General features: G+C 71.7%; 18 protein-coding genes. 10 read left to right on the forward strand and 8 right to left on the reverse strand.

Annotated elements, in window-relative coordinates:
* Positions 1 to 30 precede the first annotated feature (30 nt).
* Entirely contained in the window at positions 31 to 948 is a 918-nt protein-coding gene (locus CW362_RS06700; RefSeq protein WP_103548436.1) for an aminoglycoside phosphotransferase family protein, read from the reverse strand.
* Between the two features lie 309 nt (positions 949 to 1,257).
* On the opposite strand from CW362_RS06700, the gene coaD reads away from it, so the two are divergent.
* The 4 genes from coaD to CW362_RS06720 all read left to right on the forward strand — a co-directional run bounded on the left by coaD (position 1,258) and on the right by CW362_RS06720 (position 5,673).
* On the forward strand, positions 1,258 to 1,686 hold the full coding sequence (gene coaD / locus CW362_RS06705; protein WP_103548437.1) for a pantetheine-phosphate adenylyltransferase: 429 nt from the start codon (positions 1,258 to 1,260) through the stop codon (positions 1,684 to 1,686).
* Between the two features lie 381 nt (positions 1,687 to 2,067).
* Positions 2,068 to 2,937: a HalD/BesD family halogenase gene (locus CW362_RS06710; protein ID WP_103548438.1), complete on the forward strand. Its 870-nt coding sequence runs from the start codon at positions 2,068 to 2,070 to the stop codon at positions 2,935 to 2,937.
* Between the two features lie 70 nt (positions 2,938 to 3,007).
* On the forward strand, positions 3,008 to 3,853 hold the full coding sequence (locus CW362_RS06715; protein WP_103548439.1) for a methyltransferase type 12: 846 nt from the start codon (positions 3,008 to 3,010) through the stop codon (positions 3,851 to 3,853).
* A complete protein-coding gene (locus CW362_RS06720) occupies positions 3,850 to 5,673 on the forward strand; it encodes a choline/carnitine O-acyltransferase (RefSeq protein ID WP_103548440.1) in 1,824 nt (607 codons plus the stop codon). The genes CW362_RS06715 and CW362_RS06720 overlap by 4 nt, the downstream gene beginning before the upstream one ends.
* 133 nt (positions 5,674 to 5,806) lie before the next feature.
* Here the strand turns inward: CW362_RS06720 and CW362_RS06725 are convergent, their stop codons facing one another.
* From CW362_RS06725 to CW362_RS06735, 3 genes are all read right to left on the reverse strand, one after another.
* On the reverse strand, positions 5,807 to 6,949 hold the full coding sequence (locus tag CW362_RS06725; protein ID WP_103548441.1) for a hypothetical protein: 1,143 nt from the start codon (positions 6,947 to 6,949) through the stop codon (positions 5,807 to 5,809).
* Between the two features lie 59 nt (positions 6,950 to 7,008).
* Positions 7,009 to 8,655: a hypothetical protein gene (locus tag CW362_RS06730; RefSeq protein WP_162683987.1), complete on the reverse strand. Its 1,647-nt coding sequence runs from the start codon at positions 8,653 to 8,655 to the stop codon at positions 7,009 to 7,011.
* Between the two features lie 921 nt (positions 8,656 to 9,576).
* Positions 9,577 to 10,416: a bestrophin-like domain gene (locus CW362_RS06735; protein WP_103548516.1), complete on the reverse strand. Its 840-nt coding sequence runs from the start codon at positions 10,414 to 10,416 to the stop codon at positions 9,577 to 9,579.
* A 597-nt stretch (positions 10,417 to 11,013) separates the two neighbouring features.
* Between CW362_RS06735 and CW362_RS06745 the strand changes: the two genes are divergently transcribed.
* From CW362_RS06745 to CW362_RS06755, 3 genes are all read left to right on the forward strand, one after another.
* On the forward strand, positions 11,014 to 12,156 hold the full coding sequence (locus CW362_RS06745; protein ID WP_103548444.1) for a winged helix DNA-binding domain-containing protein: 1,143 nt from the start codon (positions 11,014 to 11,016) through the stop codon (positions 12,154 to 12,156).
* 105 nt (positions 12,157 to 12,261) lie between these two features.
* Positions 12,262 to 12,945, forward strand: coding sequence for a hypothetical protein (locus CW362_RS06750; RefSeq protein WP_103548445.1), 684 nt, complete (start codon positions 12,262 to 12,264; stop codon positions 12,943 to 12,945).
* Positions 12,946 to 13,025: 80 nt separating this feature from the next.
* Positions 13,026 to 14,633, forward strand: coding sequence for a serine/threonine-protein kinase (locus tag CW362_RS06755; protein ID WP_103548446.1), 1,608 nt, complete (start codon positions 13,026 to 13,028; stop codon positions 14,631 to 14,633).
* 54 nt (positions 14,634 to 14,687) lie between these two features.
* Here CW362_RS06755 and CW362_RS06760 read toward each other — a convergent pair whose 3' ends face one another.
* Positions 14,688 to 15,395: a response regulator gene (locus tag CW362_RS06760; RefSeq protein ID WP_103548517.1), complete on the reverse strand. Its 708-nt coding sequence runs from the start codon at positions 15,393 to 15,395 to the stop codon at positions 14,688 to 14,690.
* Positions 15,380 to 16,642, reverse strand: coding sequence for a sensor histidine kinase (locus CW362_RS06765; RefSeq protein ID WP_240657708.1), 1,263 nt, complete (start codon positions 16,640 to 16,642; stop codon positions 15,380 to 15,382). Before CW362_RS06765 ends, CW362_RS06760 begins: the two co-directional genes overlap by 16 nt.
* A gap of 338 nt (positions 16,643 to 16,980) precedes the next feature.
* On the opposite strand from CW362_RS06765, the gene CW362_RS06770 reads away from it, so the two are divergent.
* The 3 genes from CW362_RS06770 to CW362_RS06780 all read left to right on the forward strand — a co-directional run bounded on the left by CW362_RS06770 (position 16,981) and on the right by CW362_RS06780 (position 20,729).
* Positions 16,981 to 17,673, forward strand: a complete 693-nt coding sequence (locus tag CW362_RS06770; RefSeq protein WP_103548448.1) for an ABC transporter ATP-binding protein — start codon at positions 16,981 to 16,983, stop codon at positions 17,671 to 17,673.
* A complete protein-coding gene (locus CW362_RS06775; protein WP_103548449.1) occupies positions 17,670 to 20,090 on the forward strand; it encodes an ABC transporter permease in 2,421 nt (806 codons plus the stop codon). The genes CW362_RS06770 and CW362_RS06775 overlap by 4 nt, the downstream gene beginning before the upstream one ends.
* Before the next feature lie 189 nt (positions 20,091 to 20,279).
* Entirely contained in the window at positions 20,280 to 20,729 is a 450-nt protein-coding gene (locus tag CW362_RS06780) for a hypothetical protein (RefSeq protein WP_103548450.1), read from the forward strand.
* 17 nt (positions 20,730 to 20,746) lie between these two features.
* Here the strand turns inward: CW362_RS06780 and CW362_RS06785 are convergent, their stop codons facing one another.
* Together CW362_RS06785 and CW362_RS06790 are read right to left on the reverse strand one after the other, a co-directional pair.
* Positions 20,747 to 21,121, reverse strand: coding sequence for a hypothetical protein (locus tag CW362_RS06785; RefSeq protein ID WP_103548451.1), 375 nt, complete (start codon positions 21,119 to 21,121; stop codon positions 20,747 to 20,749).
* Positions 21,122 to 21,139: 18 nt separating this feature from the next.
* Complete coding sequence (locus tag CW362_RS06790; protein ID WP_037619804.1) at positions 21,140 to 21,523, reverse strand: VOC family protein; 384 nt, start codon at positions 21,521 to 21,523, stop codon at positions 21,140 to 21,142.
* Positions 21,524 to 21,531 lie beyond the last annotated feature (8 nt).

Below are 21,531 nucleotides of genomic sequence, written 5' to 3' on the forward strand. Positions count from 1 at the left end.
GGGCCCCGGCCGTTCTCACGGGATCCTCGGTCACCGGCCTGCCGTCGCGGTGAGGCGTCGCAGGGAGGCCTGGGCGGGCGGGCCCCAGCTGGGCTTGCCTCCGGGGCGGCCGTGGACGCCGGCGTCGGCGACGTGCAGACAGGCGAGAGCCCGCAGCACCGCCCAGCCGCGGGCGCGGCGAAGGGTCGCGGGGTCCGGGCTCGGCCGGTAGGCCTCGTGGAAGCGGTCGACGGCGCCGTCCGGCAGCAGGATCCACGCGGCGGCGAGGTCGAAGGCCGGATCGCCGGCGAAGAGGTCCCCGAAGTCGATCACGCCGGAGACGGTGCCGTCCGTGGTCAGGACGTTGGCGGGATGCAGGTCGCCGTGGAGCCAGAGGCGCGGGCCGGTCCGGTCGGGCGCGGCGGCCGCGTCCTCCCAGACCGCGCGGACGGCGATCGGATCCTGGACCAGCCCCAGTTCGGTGGCCGAGGCGAGCGCCCGGGTGAGGTGTTCGGCGGTGTCGGCCAACGGGCCGCCGCGGTCCCGGCCCGCCGGTGCCGCGTCGGGGGCGGGCCGGTGAAGGGCGGTCAGGAAGGCGGCGAGGGCGTCGGCGGCCTCGGCGGGGCGTGTGGCGGGGGCGCGGTCGGCGGGCTCGCCCGGCACCCAGGTGGTGATGAGCCAGGGGCGCGGGAACCGCTCACAGGGCTCACCCAGGTACTGAGGGACGGGAATCCGCAGGGGAAGTCCCGGGGCGAGGAGGGGCACCCACTCGTGCTCTTTGCGCAGCAGCGCGTCCGCGGACCGCGTCGCCCAGGGCAACCGGACGGCGAGGTCGTCGCCGAGCCGCCACACCTGGTTGTCCCAGCCGAGCGCTCCGAGTTTCAGGGGCAGATCCGCCAGATCGGGACACTGCTCGCGCAGCAGGTCCCGGATCAGGTCCTCCGTGATGTCCGGCTCGGTGAACGTCATGCGGGGCAAGGGTAGTTGGGCTACGGGGCGCCCGGGTTCCGATCAGATCCGTGCCGGGGACCGGGTTCCGGTCCCCGGCACGTCAGCCGTCCGTCCGGTACGGCGCGGAGCGGACCCGCCGGGCCGTGTTCGCGGCGAAGGAGACACTGTCGTCCGGGTCTCTCCCGGCCCGCTACCGGTGTCCGCCCGGTCGGCCTCGCCGTCGACCGGCCGAGGAACGGGTCGACCGACCCTCTGTGAGCCCGTCCCGCATGGCCGCGATCTACGTGTGATGTTGCCGAGAGCGGCCGCTTGTTAGTCTTTCCGATCATGCGAGCCCTCTTCCCAGGATCCTTCGACCCGATCACTTCAGGGCACCAGGACGTACTCCGGCGCGCTGCCCTCCTGTTCGACGAGGTCGTCGTGTGCGTGATGTTCAATCCGAACAAGACCGGCCGCTTCCCCGTCGCGGAACGGCTGGACCGGCTCCGCGCGGCAGCGGCCGACTTGGGCAACGTGACGGTCGACTCCCACACCGGCGGCCTGCTGGTCGACTACTGCCGCCGAGCCGGAATCGACGTCGTCGTCCGCGGGGTCCGGGGCGTCGCCGACCTGGACTACGAAATGCCGATGGCCCGCATGAACCGTGAACTGGCGGGAGTCGAAACGTTCTTCATCGCCGCGGACCCCGCCCTGGCCCACATCTCCTCCACCCTCGTCACCGCGATGAGCCGACAGGACCGTGTCCCCGAACGGTGATGTGAGCGAGCCTCTTCCGGCGATGTGCGGACCGTAGGGGCGCTGACCGCTGACGGACCTCGGGAGAACTCCTCTTCGACCTCGCCCGGGCCTGTCGCGGGGCGCACGGCCCCTGCGGCCCCTGCACGACGGCCGGTCCGTGTCGAGCCCGCGAAGGCATGCTGGAGCACACAGTTGGGCAGTGTGACGTGTCACAGACAGCGCGGCGCCACTGTGGGAACTTCAAGTGCCTTTCTTGCCGGTCGAGTTGCTGAAAAGCCGAGAGCGAGGTCCGGTCGACCGCACGGGTCATGATGCTCGTCCCGTGCGTGTGGAAGAGGTGGGACCGCGGGCCGGCGAGGGAACCTACGGGAGGGGTGGCCTCCATGCGGAAAGGATCGAATGCGCTCTTCGGAAACTCTGACGCTTGATCAGGTGGTCGACACGGACCGCTACCCCCTGTCGGACATCACGAGCGCCCGGGGACAGGCCGTGGTTTCCCGTGCCCGGCACGACCTGGCGACTCTCGGCTGCACCGTGCTGCCGGACTTCGTCCGCCCGTCACTGCGCGATGTGCTGCGGCAGGAGTGCTCGGCCATCGCCCCCCGGGCGCACCACGACGTCGAGACGGTGAACGTCTACAACATCGCGGTGGACTCGGAGCTGCCGGACGGCCATCCGGGACGGAAGACCTTCGAGCGGGGCAACGCGTTCGTCGCGCGGGACCGCATCCCCGCGGACGCCCTCATCGGCCGGCTCTACTCCGACACGGTGTTCCGGGACTTCGTCGCCCGCTGCTTCGAACTGCCGGAGCTGTACGAGCTGGCGGACCCGCTCTCCGGGCTGGTTCTCAACGTCGTCGCGCCGGGCATGGAGCACCCCTGGCACTTCGACACCAACGAGTTCACCGTGAGCATGCTCACCCAACAGGCGCAGGCCGGCGGCGTCTTCGAGTACTGCCCGAACATACGGACCGCGCAGGACGAGAATTTCGACGACGTCCGGGACGTGGTGGACGGCCGGGGCGAGCGGTTGACCCGGCGCCTCCCCCTGCAACCGGGTGACCTGCAGTTGTTCAAAGGCCGCTACTCGCTGCACCGGGTGAGCCCGGTGCGTGGCGAGGTCGCGCGCCACTCCGCGATCTTCGCCTACAGCGAGCGCCCCGGTGTCATCGGGAGCGTGGAACGGACCCGGCAGCTCTTCGGCCGGGTACTGCCCGAGCACCTGGCGGCCGAGGGCCGGGCGGTGCGCGGCGACCGGCTCCTGGACTAGCGGGCGGCGCGAGAACGCGTAGTCGCCGCAGGCCGTTTCCCTTGCGCGATCCCACGGAGGAGTAAGCCCTGTGCGTTTCGACGTGACCGGAAAAGTGTCACTCGACCATATCTACGACCAGCCCGATCCGCGTACCTACTTCAGGGTGCTGCGCCCCCTCGACTACGGCGTCCCGCAGCAGGCCAAACCCTACTTCGCCAAGATCATCACGGAGTACCGGGAGTCCCGGCACGTCGCGGTGCCGAAGGTGCTGGACATCGGATGCTCATACGGAATCAACGCCGCCCTGCTGAAGTACGACGCGACCATGGACGAGCTGTACGCGCGGTACGGCGACGAGGAGCACATGGGTGAGAGCCGCGAGGCTCTGCTGGCCCGCGACCGGGAGCTGGCCCGTTCACGCCAGCCCCCGCAGGCGATCCGCTTCACCGGCCTCGACACCTCCGGCAGCGCGCTGTCCTACGCTCGCGAGGCCGGGTTCCTCGACGACGCGGTGCACGCCGACCTGGAGGCGCACGAGCCCACACCGCGACAGCGCGCCCAGCTCTCGGGCACGGACCTGGTGATCTCGACGGGCTGCGTCGGCTACGTCACCGAGCGGACGCTCACGCGAGTCGTCCGGGCGCAGGGCGTCCACCGGCCCTGGATGGCGCACTTCGTGCTGCGGATGTTCCCGTTCGACCCCGTCGAGCGCGCGTTGGCGGGTCTGGGCTACCGGACCGTCCGCGTCGACGAGGTGTTCAGGCAGCGGCGGTTCGCCTCCCCGCAGGAACAGGCACTCGTACTCGACAGCCTGTCGGCCGCAGGAGTGGATCCACGGGGCCTGGAGGCGGAAGGCTGGCTGTACGCACAGCTCTACATTTCCCGGCCGCACGACGTCACAAGTACCGACGATCCGAATCGAGACCAGAGTTGAAGACCAGTCAGGATGGTTCGGGCAACGCGACCTTCGCCCAGGAGGAAAGCCTCCCGCGCGTTCCGCTGCCCACGCTGGATGCCAGCTGCGAGAGGTTCCTCGCATGGTGCACGCCGCTGCTGACCGCCGACGAGCGGTCGGAGACCGAGGCGGAGGTCGCCGCCTTCCTCCGGCCCGGTGGCCCCGGCCGGGTGCTGCATGCCGCCCTGGAGGAATACGACGCCACGGAGGGTGTGCACAGCTGGCTCGACACCTTCTGGCCGTACCGGTACCTGGGCCGCCGGGACCGGATCGCGCTCAACGCCAACTTCTTCTTCCTGTTCCAGGACTCGGACCAGGCGCAGGTGGAGCGGGCGGCCGGGCTCGTGGCCGGAGCCCTCAACCACAAGCGGCAGATCGATCAGGGGCTGATCGCACCGGTGGTGCAGCGCGGAGCACCTCAGTCGATGGTGCAGAACAAGTTCCTGTTCTCCACCACGCGCATTCCCGGCGCGCTCCAGGACACCGTCCGTGCTCCCTACACCGAGGAGTGGCCCGGTCCGTCCCAGGCCCGGCACATCGTGGTGTTCTTCCGGGGCGGCATGTTCCGGCTGGACGTGCTGGGTCCGGACGGTGTCCCGCACAGCCTGGACGACATCGAGGCGGGGCTGCGCGCCGTGATGAAGGCCGACCCGGTCGGTGCGGACGTCCCGGCGGGCCACCTCACCACCATGGCCCGCGCGGAGTGGGCGGCCGCCCGGGAGGCCCTTCTCGCCTGCCACCCCCGCAACGCCGAGGCCCTCGACGACGTCGAGACCGCGCTGTTCTGTCTCGCACTGGAGGACTTCGCCCCCGCGGACGTCCAGGACGCCTGTGACCAGCTGCTGTACGGAGACCGCGGCAACCGCTGGTTCGACAAGGCCGTGTCCTTCGTGGTCTTCGCCGACGGACGGGCGGGCATCAACGTCGAGCACTGCGAGTTGGACGGGACCACGATCCTCAGCTTCACCGACGCCCTGCTCGACACCCCGGCCGAGGAACAGTCCCGGCAGTCCGGAGCCCGCTCCCAGGGGCTGCCGGCGCTGGAGCCGATCGTGTTCGAACTGGACGACGCGCTGCGGGACCGGGCGCGCTCCGCCGCCGACTCGTTCGCGGCGTACGGGGAGAACACCGCGACCAGCACGTTGTCGTTCGCCGACTTCGGCAGCAGCGCGGTCAAGGCGCTGGGAGTCTCGCCGGACGCCTTCGTCCAGGCCGCGTACCAGCTCGCCCACCAGCGAGCCAAGGGGCACCTGGGCGCCACGTACGAGTCGATCGCCACCCGGCAGTACCGGCACGGGCGGACCGAGGCGATGCGCGTCGTCACCACCGAGATGGCCGCCTTCGTGGAGGCGATGGAGGACCCGGCAGCGGACGCGGACGCCCGGCGCGACGCGTTCCGGGCGGCCACCGAGGCCCATGTGGCGCGTGCGAAGGCGTGCCAGGCCGGGCAGGTGCCGGAGCAGCACCTGTGGGAACTGGAGTTGATCCAACGCCGGCGGGGGGCCGAGCTCGGGGTGACCGAGCAGCCCGCGCTGTACCGGACGCCGGGCTGGCTGACCATGCGGGACGACTACCTGAGCACGAGTTCCGCGCCGTCCGTCAACATCCAGTACTTCGGCTTCGGGTCGACCAGCAGCCGGTGCATCGGTGTGGCCTACGTGCTGCTTCCCGATCGGTTCAATCTCTACCTGAGCACGCCGTTGCCGGTCGCCGCGCAGATGCGCACGTTCGCCGACCGGCTCCGGGAGGCGGTGGACGAACTCCGGGAGCTGCTGGCGCCCGAGCGGCCCGAGGACTGAACGGACCCCGCCGGACCGTGGTCCCCGACCGGGACTCCCGGTCGGGACTCCCGGTCGGGGACCACGGTCCGGCCCGCCTCGAAGTCCTTCTGCGAAGTCCGTCCTGCGGCAGCGCCTGCGGGGCTTTCGCGGCTCAGTGGCGGCGGGCCCAAGTGGCGAGCGGAGCGGCGCGGTAGCCGGGGGCCGGTGTCGCGCTGAGGCTCTGCGCCAGCGCGGCCGGCTCGACGGGCGCGGAGGCCACCTGCACGCAGGCGGTCTTGGGTTGCGTGGTGCTCTGTCCGAACCGGCAGGCCACGCCGGTCAGCCTGATGGTGATGAAGTCGGTGATCTGCGCGCCGAACCGAATGGGCTTGCCGTTGATCTTGATGTCGCCGACGGTGAAGCCCTTGTCCTGGGGCACCTCGTAGACGAACCGCACGGGGTGGGTCGCGCTGCCGCGCTGCCTGATCCAGTAGTCCTTGGGGTCCGAGCCGTCCGGGGTGGCCCAGCCGTCCGTGGCCAGACCGTCGAAGTAGAGACCGACCGGGTCGGCGAGGGAGACGTCCGCCTTCTGCCGGGCGAGGGCGTTCACGGATCCGCCGATGTGCGGGTCGCTGTTGCGCTCGGGCGCGCCGTACTTGCTGCAGTTGATGAGTTCCTGCTCGGTGGTCAGTTCGTGGCCGTCGACGACCCGCACGATGGTGGCCGCGGCCGCGAGTTCGATCTCGGCGCCCAGGGTGTTGTTGGGCTGGATCAGATGCATGGCGCCGTCCGTCGTGGAGTCGTTCCACCGGTTACGGGGGTTGTAGGTGCCGGTGGCTCCGAAGAGGTCGCTGTGCTGGATGTCCGGGTTGATGTGTGTCCGGTAGAGCTCGAGAACCTCGGCAGGGTTCGACTGGGCGAGCAGATGCCAGTACTCGGGGCCCTCGCAGGTGAACAAGACCTTGGTGATCTTCCCGGCGGCATCGCGGGTGACGCTCCACTCGCAGTACTCGTCCTGGACGTCCCGGCTGGCGTCGGCCCGCTGCCACCGCTGGGCGTCGGACAGAGACTGGATCTTGACCAGACGGGGGAAGGCCGTCCAGGTGACGGAGGCCTCCTGGGCGTCGGCCGCGGTGTCGGTCTTGGTGAGGTTGTAGAACTGACCGCGAGGGCTGTCGTTGAGCACCTCATGGGGGTCGGGGCCCGTGATCGAGTTGTCGACCTGGCCGCTGATGAACATGTTCCAGGCCTTCAGACCGGTCTCGTCGAGATCGTCGAGGTGTCCGGGCGGGCCGTAGGAGGCGAGCGGGCTCATGGGGCACTCCTTCGCTGAGAGGTGGCCGGGGACGGATGAGCCACGGACGCGGGCGGCTGTCAGGAGGCGGGTGCGACCGTGCCGTCGTCGTTCATCCTGAGCCGTGCGGCGTCCACGGGAATGTTGGTGGTGGGCAGCGTCAGCTCGAACTCGTTGAGCCGCATCGCCTTGAAGTCGCGGCGGCGGGACTCCGCCAGCCGGACGTAGTCGTCGAAGCCGGCGGACTCGCGGATCCGTCGGCCGACGCGGCCGAGGTAGTCGTCGATCCGCTGGGCGAAGGTCTTGGGCCAGACGTCGTCCGCGAGGGCCCAGGCGGCGGCGAAACGGCCCTCGGGGCTGCTGGGCGGCAGACTCGTGGCGGCTTCCAGGATCGCCTGTACGGTGTGGTCCTGCAGCTCGGTCACAGCGGTCGGCGTGGTGGGGACATGGGCCATCAACTGCGCCCGGACGGAGCTGAAGACCGGATCGGTGAAATCGACCATGAACGCGCAAGCGGCGAACTTGTCCGTGATCAGGCCCTGTTCCACCATCTGCCGTACCACGTCGTTGTCCTCGCAGGCCGGCTCCGGTACGACGAAAGCGAAGAACGTGTCCCCCGGCTGAGAGAAACCGCTGCTCTTCTCCTCCAGGGCGAAGTCGAAAGTCGTAAGGCTCTCGACGTAGTGGGCGGCCGGGGCCATGGGGGGAAGGGCGGCCGTGACGGGCAGTTCGAGATCGCTCAGGAGCGCGTCGCCGTTCAGCCAGAAGCCCGGGGGCAGCAGCAGGTCACCGCTGGAGGGGGTGATCGTCGAACTCTGGGTCGTCGTACTGGCCAGGTTCACCGCGGTCGTGGTGAACAGATGGCGCATCAGCTGCTCGGGATGTTCCACGATGCCGTCCTGTGCGACGGCTGCCAAGCGCGCGGCGGTCCAGCGGCCGATCAGCGCGCGGACGGTCAGCTCGAGATTCTCGGCGCCGACGACCTGCTGATACAGCGGGTCGTCACGGAAGGGGGAGTCCGGGGCCAGGCGGATCGTCGCAGCCTGGGACTGCCAGTTGCTCCAGGGCGCTTTCAGCTCCTTCATCACGACGCTGCCGTTGATGTGGCTGTCGAAGCAGCCGTGGCCGCGGGAGCCGGGGGCGAGGGCGGACCACGAGTTGCCCGCCCACACCCACACGGGGCTGAGCCGCATGTAGTAGTTGAAGACCTTCGCGACCGGGTCCCAGGCGGCGACCTGCAGGAACGTCGCGGCCGGATCCTCGTTCGCCCCTGTGCTCACCAGCAGGTCCACGTCCCGGCCGGTGGCGGCGCGAGCGACGGCGAACCGCATGGCGCGCGGCGGCTCGGGGGCGGAACCGAGCGGTATCTGCCCGGCCTCGCCGATCAGGTACACGGACTGGTTCGCTTTCGTCGCCGGCTCGGGCAGCCCGGCGAGGAGATCCTGCACCGTCAACGGGAAGGCGTCCTTGCGGAAGAACAACTCGGCCATCGGATCCCCCAGCTCCGCCAGCTCATGGGCCTCCAGCGGGCGGGCCTGCTGATCGACGCCCACCACGAAGCGGTACAGCTTCGGTGCGTTCCGGTCGTCGAAGTCCGCGTCGCCCAGGGCGGAAAGGACCGCACGGCTGGTGGGGTGTGCGATTCCGGGTGGGGAGCCGCGGGTCTCCGCGGTGCGAGCCTGCTGCAACCAGGCCGTTGCCCGGCGATGCTCTCGTATGCCGTCCACCGACTCGACCTTTCGTCGCCCACAATCGTCCAGCGAGGTGGGAGCGGTGCGTCAGGGGGCTTGAGTGCCTCGCACTCCATGACCAGTCTGCCTCGCCCGGGGACGTGATGCATCCTCAGCCACGGGGGACCGCGCACATGGCTGGTGGTGGCCGTCCGGGCGCATGGAGACGCTCAGCTCCTGAAGCACGGAGGCGATCGGGTTGTCGACCGCGTTCGCCCCCGAGCCGCGCAGAGCAGCGTCACCACGAAACCGTCCTCACGGCCGTCCCGGGTGCGGCTGTCTTCGTCCCGCGCACGGAGATGGCGTGGAGTTCTTCGGTCGCCGGCATCACGCATCCCTTCGGTCGTCATGGGCACCACACATCACGCTCCCATGTACGCCGAGACCTCGCTCGGCGAGTTGCCTGCGCAAGGTGGTCCAGGGCCGAGCAGGCACGATGAAGGGGTGCAGATGACCCTCGAACAAGCGCTGTCCATTCAGCGCCGCCATGAACAGGGCATCCTGTCCTTTCCGTCCGTGACCGGCGCTCCACCGGGCCCGTCACGGAACCGGTGGAGAGGACCTGCCGCCGCTCGGCCCCGGCCGTTTCCGCCGACGCTCCGGCCGATGACGGCCGCGGCCTGTTCCGGGTGCTGCTCCAGCCATGTGCCGAGGTGCCTCCCGACGGCGTCGCGACGGCCACGGTGCGGCGGCCGCGGGAACTGCGGAGCCCGGGTGCTGTGCGCAGGGCCAGCAGGGTTTCGAGGATCGGACCGCCGGTGCGACCAGCCGCTTCCACGGGTACGCCCGGCCCGTCGTCGGCGACGAGTGAGGGCTTGCGGGCAGGTGGTCGACCCGAGGGGTGCGGACCGTCGTCGAAGCGTGCCGACGGTTCCGTGGAAGTCGCGGACGACACCCTTTCAGGCAGCGCCGAGGACTCTATTCCCCGGACTTCAGCGGTTGGTGCTCGGCGCCCACGTCACCGGCTCCCCGGTTCCAGTACTGCGCGAGCGCCCCTTCCCTGTACGGGGCCGGACTGACGCTGAGTTCACCGGCGAACGGGCGGTCCAGGACGAAGACCAGGAGCAGGCTGAAGCCGACGAGCCCGGCGACCGAGGCGACGAAGAGGAGCTGGACCCTCAGTTTGCGCATGCCGTAGAGGAACGTGAGCGGGACCAGGACCAGTGCGCCTCCGAAGGCCAGAACCTGGAGCAGCGGGGGGAGTTCCTGGCGTGCCATGGTGATGCGGGCGCGGCGCTGGGAGGCGACGTCGTTGAGACGGGTGACGGCCTCCTCGTAGAAGACCTGCTTGCTCGGGCTCTTCGGGTCGTAGTCCTGGAGCGCCTGGAAAGCGGCTCGGAGATGGGTTTCCGTGGCTCCGTAGCTGGGGTCTCCCGCGCGCATGCGGGGCCACTGGTCCTCGACGACCGCGTGGACGTATCCGCTCACGGCGGAGTCGAGACGGGCGCGGACCGGCGCCGGGAACGCGGCGGCGTCCCGGGTGATGAGCGCCGCGTCGGTGGCCTCGGTGGCGACGATGGTCTGGGTGTCCTCCAGTTGGGTCCAGAGGGTGACGATGACGAAGGCCAGGATGATCCCGTAGATCGCGCCGAACATCCCGAGTGTCACCCCGACCATGTCGTTGTGTTCGCCACGGGCCACCGAGGGATACCTGCGGCGCAGCAGCACGCTGCCGCCGACGGAGAGGAGGACGGTTCCACCGACGACGCCGACGGCAAGCGTGAAAGTGCTGAAGTGGTTGAGCAGCCACAGCGAGATGTGTGTTGATTCCAGGGCGGACACAACCGTCCCAACGCGCGGCGCTGATCAGCCGCTACGGGTGCGACCGGCGGTTCACACCACAGGGTGAGGGATCCATTCCGCCGGACCTCGTGCGTCCTCGCGTCTCACACGGCCGCCCCGCGGACGCGGAGCGGTGGGCGCGCCGTGCATCGCGCCCCCACACCTGCCCCTCGGTGCCGTCCGGCATCGGTCCTTCGGCGTGCGTCATGGTGATCGGAGAGAGCGCCACGGTGACTTTCCCCAGCGTCAACCGCGGTGCGGCGGTGTGGACTTCGCACCGCCAGCGGGCCGGGTCGGCCCCGTCAGGGCAGCGGCGCCGGCGAGCGTGAGCGCGGCGCGGCGAACGAGGGGCGGGCGGCGGCCATCGGTGGTCGTGTTCAACATGAGTACAGCGTGCTGGTCATGACCGGACAGGCGCCATCGGTGACGTCCCGCCCCCGGCCCTGAGCCGACCCTGACGACTTGTCAGGGTCGATGGGCGGTCGGATCGCACTGGCTCCGGAAGCGAGGGACCCGGGCACATGGACGTCGGAATTCGGCGCGCGGGGCGGCGGCGAGCGGGATAATCCGGGCATGACCCTCACCGCGCGACAGCTCACCCTGGCGACCCTGGACCGTCAGCTCCTGCTGGAGCGCGGGCGCCTCGACGTGGCGGAGGCGGTCCGCCGGGTCTGCGCCGTTCAGGCGCAGGCGCCCGCCTCGCCGTACGTGGCCCTGTGGAACCGGGTGGAAGGCTTCGTGCCCGAGCAGCTCGACGCGGCGTTCACGGAGCGCCGGGTCGTGAAGGCGACCCTCATGCGGATCACCTTGCACGCCGTCCACGCCGACGACCACGCGCCGTACCACGCCGCGATGGCCCGGAGCCTGCGGGCGTCGCGGCTGTACGACCGCCGCTTCACCTCGACCGGGCTGACCGACGCCGACGCCGACGGGCTGCTTCCGTGGCTCGCCGAGTTCCTGGCCGGTCCCCGCACCGGTGCCGACGTGGAGGAAGAGGCCACGGCGCGCTTCGGTGAGCGGGCGCACCGTGTGTGGTGGGCGCTGCGGACGTACGCGCCGATCCAGCACGTGCCGACCGGCGGTCCGTGGTCCTTCAAGCTGCCGAACACCTACCTCGCCGCGCCCGTCGCCCCCGGGGCCGCGGCACAGGACGCGGCGGCGGGAGTGCGGCGGCTCCTGCTCGCCCACCTCCGGGCGTTCGGACCGGCGTCGGCACAGGACTTCGCGCGCTTCACCCTGCTGGGACGCCCCGTGATCACCCAGGCGCTCGGAGAGCTCGGCGACAGGGTGGTGCGGGTTCCCGGTCCGGGCCGTGCCGTCCTGTACGACCTGCCGGGCGCCACCGTGCCCGCCGAGGACACCCCCGCGCCACCGAGGCTGCTGCCGATGTGGGACAGCGTGCTGCTGGCCCACGTCCTCCCCGGGCGCGTCATGCCCCCGGACCACCGGCCCCTCGTCGTCCGGCGCAACGGCGACATCCTGCCCACCCTGCTCGTCGACGGGCAGGTCGCCGGGGTGTGGCGGGCCGTGAACGGCGGCCTGGAACTGACCGCGTTCCGGGCGCTCGACAAGGCGGCCTGGCGCGGACTGACCGAGGAGGCGGAGAAACTGGCGGCCATGCTCGCCGACCGGGACCCGGCCCCGTACAGCCGGTACAACCACTGGTGGGACAAGGGGATCCCCGGTGTCGAGACCAGGACCGTCAAGGGCCGTTGAACCGGCCCCGGGCACACGCGTCGCCGAACGGCACCCGGACGGGCCGTGGTTCCCGCGGGGGAGGGGCCGAGTCCGCCCCGGCCAGGGCCTCTTAGGATTCCCCGTATGGCGAAGCGCAAGGTTCAGCGGAGGGTGCGGACGATCCTGGGGGAGGACCCCACGGCCATGGTCTGGTGCGAGATCCACAAGGCGATCCCGAAGCCGCCCGCCGACGTGCACCGGGCCGCCGGCAAGGGCCGGCTCAAGCCGAGGCGCCACTGGCTGCTGTACGTCGGGGCGGCCGTGTTCTTCTTCGTGGTCGTCCCGATGATGCTGATCGACAAGCTCGGTGACCGTCTCGGCGGGCAGTCCTCGGGGAGGCGGTCACGAAATGCCGGAACGGCCCGGGACCGGACGTCCGCCGGCGGGCGGCCGACGACGGGGAACCGCGGGCGGGAGGACCGGACCGACGGCGTCTTCGACGGGGACTGGGACCTGACGGCGGGCAGGCTGCTCCTGCGTTGGTACACCCAGTCGCCCGAGCCGAAACGGCTCGTGCTGCTGGCCCGCGACAGGGTCTGCGTGGCCGCCTCTCCCCGGCGCCGTCTGTCGCCCACGAAGGCGGACGACTTCCGGATCGTCGCGGAGTACCCGGCGCACGAGATCCGTGTGGAGGGCGAGGCCGGCCAGCCACGCGGGTTCGCCACGTTCCGGCTGTGCTTCACCGACGGCTCCTGGCTGGAGCTGGGCCGCCTGGCGGAACCCGAGGACGCCGACAGCTTCCTGCGGCGCGTGGCCACGGGTCACTGACGAATCGTCATGAGGCAGGCCGTAGGCTGTCGTTGATCAACACCGGGGCCAGGGGTACGGGGTCGGGGGGACCAAGTCCGATGAAGAGCGCAGCCGAGACCTTCCAGCCGCTGGAGGCGGACGATCCGCGTCTGGTGGCCGGTTACCGCATCGCCGCCAGACTCGGCGCGGGCGGCATGGGCCGGGTCTACCTGTCGCACACGCAGGGCGGCCGGCCGGTGGCGATCAAAGTCGTACGTCCCGAGCTCGCCGACTCACCCGACTTCAGGCACCGGTTCCGCCGGGAGATACAGGCGGCCCGGCGGGTCCGGGGCGCCTACACGGCCGAGTTGATCGACGCGGACGCGGACGGCACACCGCCCTGGCTGACCACGCTGTACGTGCCCGGCCCCTCCCTGGCGGAGGTGGTGGCCCGGCGCGGCCCCCTGCCGGTGCAGGCGGTGCTGTGGCTCATGGCGGGGGTGGCCGAGGCACTGGAGGCCATCCACGGCGTCGGCATCGTGCACCGCGACCTGAAGCCGTCGAACGTGCTCCTGGCCGCGGACGGGCCACGCGTGATCGACTTCGGCATCTCGCTGGCTTCCGGCATCACCTGGCACACGGCCACGGGCGCAGCCATCGGCACACCCCAGTTCATGGCACCCGAACAGGCGTCGGCGGGTGAGGTCACCGCCGCCACCGACGTCTTCGCGCTCGGGCAGACGGCCGCGTTCGCCGCACTGGGCGAACCGTTGTACGGGGACGGCCCCTCGGTCAGCGTGCTGTACCGGATCGTGCACTCGGAGCCCGACCTGTCGCCGCTGCCCGAACAGATACGGCCGGTGATCGCCCGCTGTCTCGCCGCCGATCCCGCGGAGCGGGCCACTCCCTCGGAGATCGTCCACTGGTGCCGGCAGCGACTGGGCCGGGACGCGGACGACGGCGCGGGTCCGGCCGTCTGGAGGGAGATCACGGGACCGGAGGTGACCGTGCCGGCTCCCGTGCCCGATCCGACCCCGGCACACACCATGCCGTTGATCGCCCGGCCGCAGACGGCGCGTCCGGTACGGCCCCCGTCGCGACGGCGGCGCGTCGCGCGGATCGCGGCGTTCGGCACGGCGTGCGCGCTGCTGTTCACGGGGCTGGTGTGGACGGTCGTGGAAGCGGGTGAACAGTTCCGCCGGATCGGCGGGCTCGCCACGTCGACGTCCACGCCGGGCGCGTCCCCGAGGACGTCAGCCCCCTCGAAGGGGCTCGGGACCGTCTCCGGCACGGGCCGCCGGACACCGAAGCCCTCCGACTCCCCGGCGACCGCGTCCGCCTCCCCGCTGCCCGAGGCGCACCCGCTCCAGTGGCTGGACGACAAGCACTCCCTGTACATCGAGCAGCCGGTCGACCGCGACGACGCCAAGGGCGACATCCGTTTCGTCTGCGACGCGAACAGCTGCGCTCTGTCGAGCGACACCAGCGTGATCACCATGCTGTACACCGGGAAGCCCGGCGCCACCCTCGACTCGTGCCGCATCGCCCTGACCGGCGCCACCGGCCACCGTCTCCCGCTCGCCGCGGCGGCGGCCGGGAGCGAGATCTGCGTCAAGCACCCCTCCGGAGACATCGCGCTGCTCGTCATCCAGGTCAAGTCGACCGCGCTGGCGGACAAGGGCAGCTTCCTGACCGCGGACATGACGGTCTGGCGGGCGTCCGCCTGACCCCTTGCGACGCGCCGCCGGCCCTGCCCGAGCCGGCCGGTCCCGCCCGGGACCTCAGTCCGTTCCGTGCGGCCCCTGCGGGGAGATCAGACCGCTCTCGTAGGCGAGGACGACGGCCTGTACGCGGTCCCTCAGGTCGAGCTTCGACAGGATGCGGCCCACGTGCGTCTTGACCGTGGTCGGGCTGAGGAAGAGGCGGTCCGCGAGTTCGGCGTTGCTGAGGCCGGTCGCCAGCAGCCGGAGCACCTCCAGCTCGCGCGGGGTCAGCCCGGACAGATCGCGGTGGAGGCCGGTCCGCGGGGACTCCTCGCGGTGCGCGAAGCGCTCGATCAGCCTGCGGGTGATCGTGGGCGCGAGCAGCGCGTCGCCGGAGCGCACCAGGCGCACGGCCGCCACGAGGTGTTCGGGGGTGACGTCCTTGAGCAGGAAGCCGCTCGCTCCGGCGGTGAGCGCCGCGTACACGTAATGGTCGAGGTCGTACGTGGTGAGGATGATGACCCGGGTGTCGCCGGAGCCGTCCGGGCCGTCGCCGAGGATGCGCCGGGTGGCCTCGATGCCGTCCATGCGGGGCATCCGGATGTCCATGAGGACGACGTCGGGCCGGGTGCGCCTGACGGCGTCGACCGCCTCGGCCCCGTCCGCCGCCTCGGCCGTCACCTCGATGCCGTCGGCGGCGAGGATCATCCCGAAGCCCGTGCGCACCAGGGCCTGGTCGTCCGCGATGACGGCGCGCAGGGCGGGGCCGTTCACACCGCCTCCCAGGGGATGCGGGCCGTGACCTGGTACCCGCCGGTGGGCGTCGGTCCGGCGGTGAGCCTGCCGCCGTAGAGCGCGAGCCGCTCGCGCAGCCCGATCAGTCCGCGGCCGTTGCCGTCCACCGGAGGCGAGTCCCGGACGGCTCCCGTGTCGCTGACCTCGATCTCCAGCCAGGAACCGGCGAAGCCGACCGTGACCCGCGCGCCGGCGCCCGCCGCGTGTTTGATCGTGTTGGTGAGCGCCTCCTGCACGACGCGGTACGCCGTGAGCTCCACCCCGGGCGGCAGCGGCACGGGCGGCAGCGACACCGTCAGGCCCACCGGCGTCCCCGCGGCCCGTACCCTCTCGGCGAGGGCGTCGAGCTGCCCGAGACCGGGCTGCGGCTCCAGACCGTCGGCGGGAGTGTCGGTGCCCGCGTCCGGGCCCGCGAGCAGGCCCATCACATGGCGCAGCTCGGCCATGGCGGCGCGGCCCCCGGCCTCCACCGCCAGCAACGCCTCCTTGGACCGCTCCGGAGCCGCGTCCATCACCTTGCGCGCCGCGCCGGCCTGTATGACCATCACGCTCACATTGTGGGTGACGACGTCGTGGAGCTCGGCGGCTATCCGGGCGCGCTCCTCCTCGACGGCCCGGCGCATGGCCTTCTCCTGAGCCCGCTGCAGGTCCGTGAAACGCTTCCGGCTGGCCTCCAGCCGCAGGCGCCCGAGGCGGACGAGGCTGGCCAGCACCCCGACGACCAGGAGCACCACGGCGGGGCTGGACCAGCCGGGGAGCATGGGGTCCGTGTCCCGGAACGCGACACCCGCCAGCACGGCGGCGGCGATCAGCGCGACCAGCGCCCGCTTCCGGTAGCGGCTGTGCGCGACGGCTCCGTACGCCGCGATGCTGCATGTCAGCACATTGATCCAGGAGACGGCGTCGCCCAGGGCCAGTGCGGCGGCGGCGATCACACCGAACGCGAGCAGCGGGAACCTGCGCCTGGCCACGAGCGGCAGCGCCGACAGCACGACCAGGACCCAGGGCGCGGAGGACCGCGGGTCGTACGTGACCCCCGGGCCGGGGACCGGGGGCCGCTCCAGGTACGGCATCCCGTCCCGGCCCACGGAAACGGCCCGGGAACTGATCCGTACCGGCCCGTCGCCGGGATAGCGCGCCGCCACCACCAGCGCGACGACGGTCAGCACGAGCGCCAGCAGCACGTCCGCGCGCACCGCCCGCCGGGACAGCGGGACGGGCTCGCCCTCCGGCCGCATCGCGTCGCGGACATGCGCCCACCACGTCCCCGGCCGCAGCGCGTCGCCGGCCCTCTCCCGCCATGTGCCCGCCCACGACGCGTCGCGCGGCCGCCCGTACGGGTCCTCCTTCTCCATCCGCACATTGTGCGGTCCCGCGGCACGGGTCCACGTCCACCTGTGTGACCGGCCCACCTGCCCGCCAGGCGTACTTCTCGAGGATGACCCCCCGGCCGGATCCTCCGCGGGGAGGGCCGTATGTCGGTGCCGCGGCCGACGCGCCCCCGAGGCGCCCGCCCGTACGTTCACCTGGCCCGCACCGGGCACCAGCTCCCCGACCACGAAGGACGGACACACCCATGACTCACGTGATCGAACTGGAGGGCGTGGCCAAGCGGTACGGCGGCGCCGACGCCCCGGCGCTGGGACCGGTCGATCTCTGCGTGGCCCAGGGCGAGGCCCTGGCCGTGACGGGGCCGTCCGGCAGCGGCAAGTCCACGCTGCTCAATCTCGTCGCCGGTCTCGACCGGCCGAGCGAGGGCACCGTGACCGTGGCCGGACAGCGCGTCGACCGGATGGGCGAGCACGCGCTGGCCCGGTTCCGCCGCGAGCGGATCGGCATGGTCTTCCAGTTCTTCAACCTGCTCGACGACCTCACCGTCGCCGACAACATCCGGCTTCCCGCCCAGCTGACCGGGACCGCCCGGCGGGCGGCGGCGTCCCGGGCCGGGGAGCTGATGGAGGTGCTGGGGATCCAGAAGCACGCCCGCGCCTACCCGGGGCGGCTGTCCGGCGGCGAACGCCAACGGGTCGCCGTGGCACGGGCCCTGGTGAACAAGCCCGCCCTGCTGCTCGCCGACGAGCCGACCGGCGCGCTGGACACCGCGTCGGGACAGGACGTACGGGAACTGCTCGTGGATCTGCACCGCGGCGGACAGACCGTCGTCCTGGTCACGCACGATCTGGAGCTGGCCCGGGCGTGCGCGACCCGCACGATCCACCTGGTCGACGGTCACGTCGCCGTCGACACGCACGCGGAGGCCGTCCGATGATCCGGTTCGGCAGCGGTGCCCTCGGGCGGGTCGTGCGCTCCGGGGTCGGCAGACGACGCGTCCAGACGCTGGTGATCGCCGTGGCCACGATGATGGCGGTGGCCTCGGCCGTGGTCGCCGGGTCCCTCATGGTCGCCACGAACGCCCCCTTCGACCACGCCTTCGCACGCCAGCACGGGGCGCACCTCACCGCGTCGTTCGACCCCGGCCGGGTGAGCGCGGCGCAACTGGCGGGCACCCGGGACCTGGAGGGGGTCACGGCGAGCGCGGGACCGTTCCCGGCCACGACGATCAAGCCCGTGGGCCGGGACGGCGGACACCTGCCCGCGCTGACGCTGGTCGGACGGTCCGGTCCGGGCAAGGACGTGGACGCGCTGGACCTGAAGTCGGGCCGGTGGGCGCGGAAGTCCGGCGAGATCGTCCTGGCCGCCTCGTTCTCCGGCCAGTTCCTCGAACTCGGTTCGACACTGATGAGTTCCGACGCCGCGGACGCGCGGACGCTGACCGTCGTCGGCTTCGCGCTGTCGGCCGGCGGGAGCGCCGAGATGTGGGCGACCCCCGATGAGGTCAGGTCGCTGGCGAGCGGGGACGGCGGCCTCACGAGCCAGATGCTCTACCGCTTCGACTCCGCGGCGACGAAGTCGCAGATCGCGGCCGACCGCAAGAGGCTCGGCGCGGCCCTGCCCTCCGGGGCGCTGGTCGGCACCCAGTCGTGGCTGGACACCAAGCGGGCCGCCGATCAGGGCGCGGCGGCGACGATCCCCTTCCTGTTCGCGTTCGGCGTGCTCGGCATCGTCATGTCGGTGATCATCGTCGGCAGTGTGATCAGCGGCGCCGTCGGTACGAGCCTGCGCAGGATCGGCATCCTCAAGGCCGTCGGATTCACCCCGCGCGAGGTCGTACGGGCCTATGTGGCCCAGGCGTTGATCCCCGCCGCGGCCGGCATCGCGCTCGGGGTCGTCCTCGGCAACCTGCTGGCCGTGCCGCTGCTGAACGACACCGAGTCCGTGTACGGCACCGTGTCGCTCTCCGTGGCCTGGTGGGTGGACGTCGTGGTGCCGGCCGGCGCGTTGCTCGTGGTGGCGGTCGCGGCACTGGTGCCCGCGCTGCGGGCGGGCAGGCTGCGTACGGTCGAGGCCATCGCCGTCGGCAGGGCGCCGCGCACCACGCGCGGACAGTGGGCGCACCGGGCCGCGGGACGGCTCCCGCTCCCGCGCCCGGTGACGTACGGTCTCGCGAGTCCCTTCGCCCACCCCGTACGGGCGATCGCGATGGTGCTCGCGGTGGCGTTCGGGACGGTCGCCGCGACGTTCGCGGTGGGACTGACGCAGTCCCTCGACGCGGTGGCGAACGCGCAGGATCCCGAGAACCGCGCCGACGTCACCGTCGTCAGCGGCGGTCCCTCCGGCTCCGGGCCCGGCACGGTGGAGAAGAGGCAGAAGCCGCCCCCGGGCGGCTCCCGGCAGGCGCCCGCGGGCGCGGGGCCGAACCAGGGGCAGGCGTCGGCGGATCCGGCCGCGGTACGTGCCGCGATCGCGGCACAGCCCGGCACCGCCTCGTACTACGGCACGGCGACGGGCGACGCCACGGTGTCCGGGATCTCCGGCACCGTCCGGGCCACCCTCTACCAGGGTGATTCCCGCCCCGGTGGTTACGAGATGATCGCCGGGCACTGGATCTCCGGGCGGGGCCAGGTCGTGGTGCCCACCGGCTTCCTGGAACGGACGGGCACCAGGATCGGCGACAGCGTCCGCGTGACGTTCCAGAAGGAGACCGTGAGCCTGCGGATCGTCGGCGAGGCCTTCGACACGTCCGACGACGGCATGCGGGTCCACGCGGATCTCGACAGTTTCGCGAAGGCGGAGCCGGGGGTCTTCCACGTCGAGGTCAAGTCGGGTGTCTCTGCGGCCGATTACGCGCAGAAGCTCGCCGGGGTGGTCAAGCCGCTGGGCGGTGACGCCTTCGCCGAATCCGCCCCGGAGGGCGAGAACATGATCGTCCTGCTGGAGGCGATGGCCGCGCTCCTCACCTTGATGCTGGTCTCCGTGGCGGGCCTCGGCGTACTCAACTCCGTCGTCCTCGACACCCGTGAGCGCGTCCACGACCTGGGGGTGTGCAAGGCGCTCGGCATGTCCCCGCGGCAGACCGTGAGCCTCGTGCTCGCCTCGGTGGCCGGGATCGGCGTGGTCGGCGGACTGATCGGCGTCCCGGCCGGGTTCGCGCTGCACGGCTACGTGCTGCCGGTCATGGGACGGTCCGCGGGCACCGGCCTTCCGCCGTCGGTCCTCGACGTGTACGACACCTCGCAACTGGTGCTGCTGGGCCTGGCCGGGGTGCTCGTCGCGGTGCTGGGCGCGATGGCCCCGGCGGGGTGGGCGGCCAAGGTCCGCACGGCCACGGCGCTGCGCACGGAGTGAGGCCGACACCGTGGGGTGCCTCGCCAGGACGGGGCGCCCCACGGCGCTCGGGCCGTCCGACCGCGGGGCATCCCGTGGCGTCCGGCCCGGCCGCGCCCGGCTCGATGCCCTGGCGCGCCGTCCGCCTCCGGTGCCAGGATGACTCCATGGAGATCACCGGAAAGGCCCGTGCCGCGTAAACGCCCGGGTATGCTCCGCGCCGCGCAGGAACGCCGACCGCGCCAGTGGGCTCGCGAACTTCCTCCCGTCGACCTGCTGTCACGCGATGCGAGTGCCGCGATCCATGTGATGGAGCACAGTGGATACAGCCATGAAGTCCAGCCGGGGCGGACCTCGCAGTTCCTCCGCGCCTATCGGGAGTTCCTGCGCCGTCCCGGCGGGAGACTGGCGCTGACCGCGTCGGAGTGCCCGTCCTGTCCCGGGTGCCGGTACGACGACGTCGCGGTGGTCAGGGACGCGCTGGAGCACATCACCGGCGAACTCCCCGCCCCGGTGCGCACCGAACTGCGACGGCTGCTGGAAGGCCTCGACGCGGAGTTCCGCCGCAGGACACTGCACGATCCTGATCCGAGCCACTGGGTGGACCGGAGCGGAAGCCCGTATCCGTGGTGGCATCGGCGGCGGTACGTGGGCCGTTGAGCGGGGACGGGGACCACTCACGCGGACCCCTCGTCCCGGGCCCGTAGCCACCGCCGGGCCGCGGCCGGCGTCACCGGGCCGCCGTCGCTCCAGGAACAGACCTCGAGCCACGACAGGTAGCCGCCCCGGGTGAACACCAGGACCTCACCGGGACATTCGCCGGACTCGGTGAACAGCGTGGCCTCGGCGGCCACGACGGTGCCTGGGTCGACCGGAGCCCGAGCCGCGGCGTCCGTGTCGACGTCGAAGAACGCCGTCCCGCACCCGCACGCGCAGCGTTCGCGTACGCGGAGGTGCGGAAGCTGTCGACGCAGGGCGAGGTGCGCCGGATCGTCGGTTGCCAGGACGGCGTCGAGCACGTCGGCCACGTCAGCGGGAAGGCTCTCCGCCATTCCAGGGCCACCTCCGCGTCAGGCCTCGTCGAAGCACAGGCAGAACGGGTGTCCGGCCGGGTCGAAGAGGACCCGGACGTTGTCCTGCGGCTGGACGTCCGCGACCGTGGCGCCCAGGGCGACCGCGTCGGCCACCGCTGACTCCAGGTCACCGACCTGGAAGTCGAAGTGCATCATGGGCCGTTGGTCTCCGTCGGCCGGCGGCCACACCGGTGCCCGGTAGCCGTCCGCCTGCTGGAACACGAAGAACGGCCCTTGCGGGGAAGCGGCGACGACAGCCGTTCCGGGCTCCTCGTGCCCCAGGTGCCAGCCGAGGAGCTCGGCGTAGAACCTCGCCAGGCCGCCGGGGTCCGGCGCCTCGACGGTCGTTCCCCACCACATGCCGGATGTCCGGGATCTCATGCCGCCAC

The organism is Streptomyces populi (genome assembly GCF_002911015.1).
Taxonomy (GTDB): Bacteria; Actinomycetota; Actinomycetes; order Streptomycetales; family Streptomycetaceae; genus Streptomyces; species Streptomyces populi.

Bases quoted from the DNA above. Each gene is read 5' to 3' on its own strand.
- CW362_RS06700 (WP_103548436.1), bottom strand. From the start codon at position 948: ATGACGTTCACCGAGCCGGACATCACGGAGGACCTGATCCGGGACCTG.
- coaD (WP_103548437.1), top strand. From the start codon at position 1,258: ATGCGAGCCCTCTTCCCAGGATCCTTCGACCCGATCACTTCAGGGCAC.
- CW362_RS06710 (WP_103548438.1), top strand. From the start codon at position 2,068: ATGCGCTCTTCGGAAACTCTGACGCTTGATCAGGTGGTCGACACGGAC.
- CW362_RS06725 (WP_103548441.1), bottom strand. From the start codon at position 6,949: ATGAGCCCGCTCGCCTCCTACGGCCCGCCCGGACACCTCGACGATCTC.
- CW362_RS06745 (WP_103548444.1), top strand. From the start codon at position 11,014: ATGACCCTCACCGCGCGACAGCTCACCCTGGCGACCCTGGACCGTCAG.
- CW362_RS06750 (WP_103548445.1), top strand. From the start codon at position 12,262: ATGGCGAAGCGCAAGGTTCAGCGGAGGGTGCGGACGATCCTGGGGGAG.
- CW362_RS06755 (WP_103548446.1), top strand. From the start codon at position 13,026: ATGAAGAGCGCAGCCGAGACCTTCCAGCCGCTGGAGGCGGACGATCCG.
- CW362_RS06765 (WP_240657708.1), bottom strand. From the start codon at position 16,642: ATGCGGCCGGAGGGCGAGCCCGTCCCGCTGTCCCGGCGGGCGGTGCGC.
- CW362_RS06770 (WP_103548448.1), top strand. From the start codon at position 16,981: ATGACTCACGTGATCGAACTGGAGGGCGTGGCCAAGCGGTACGGCGGC.
- CW362_RS06775 (WP_103548449.1), top strand. From the start codon at position 17,670: ATGATCCGGTTCGGCAGCGGTGCCCTCGGGCGGGTCGTGCGCTCCGGG.
- CW362_RS06780 (WP_103548450.1), top strand. From the start codon at position 20,280: ATGCTCCGCGCCGCGCAGGAACGCCGACCGCGCCAGTGGGCTCGCGAA.
- CW362_RS06785 (WP_103548451.1), bottom strand. From the start codon at position 21,121: ATGGCGGAGAGCCTTCCCGCTGACGTGGCCGACGTGCTCGACGCCGTC.
- CW362_RS06790 (WP_037619804.1), bottom strand. From the start codon at position 21,523: ATGAGATCCCGGACATCCGGCATGTGGTGGGGAACGACCGTCGAGGCG.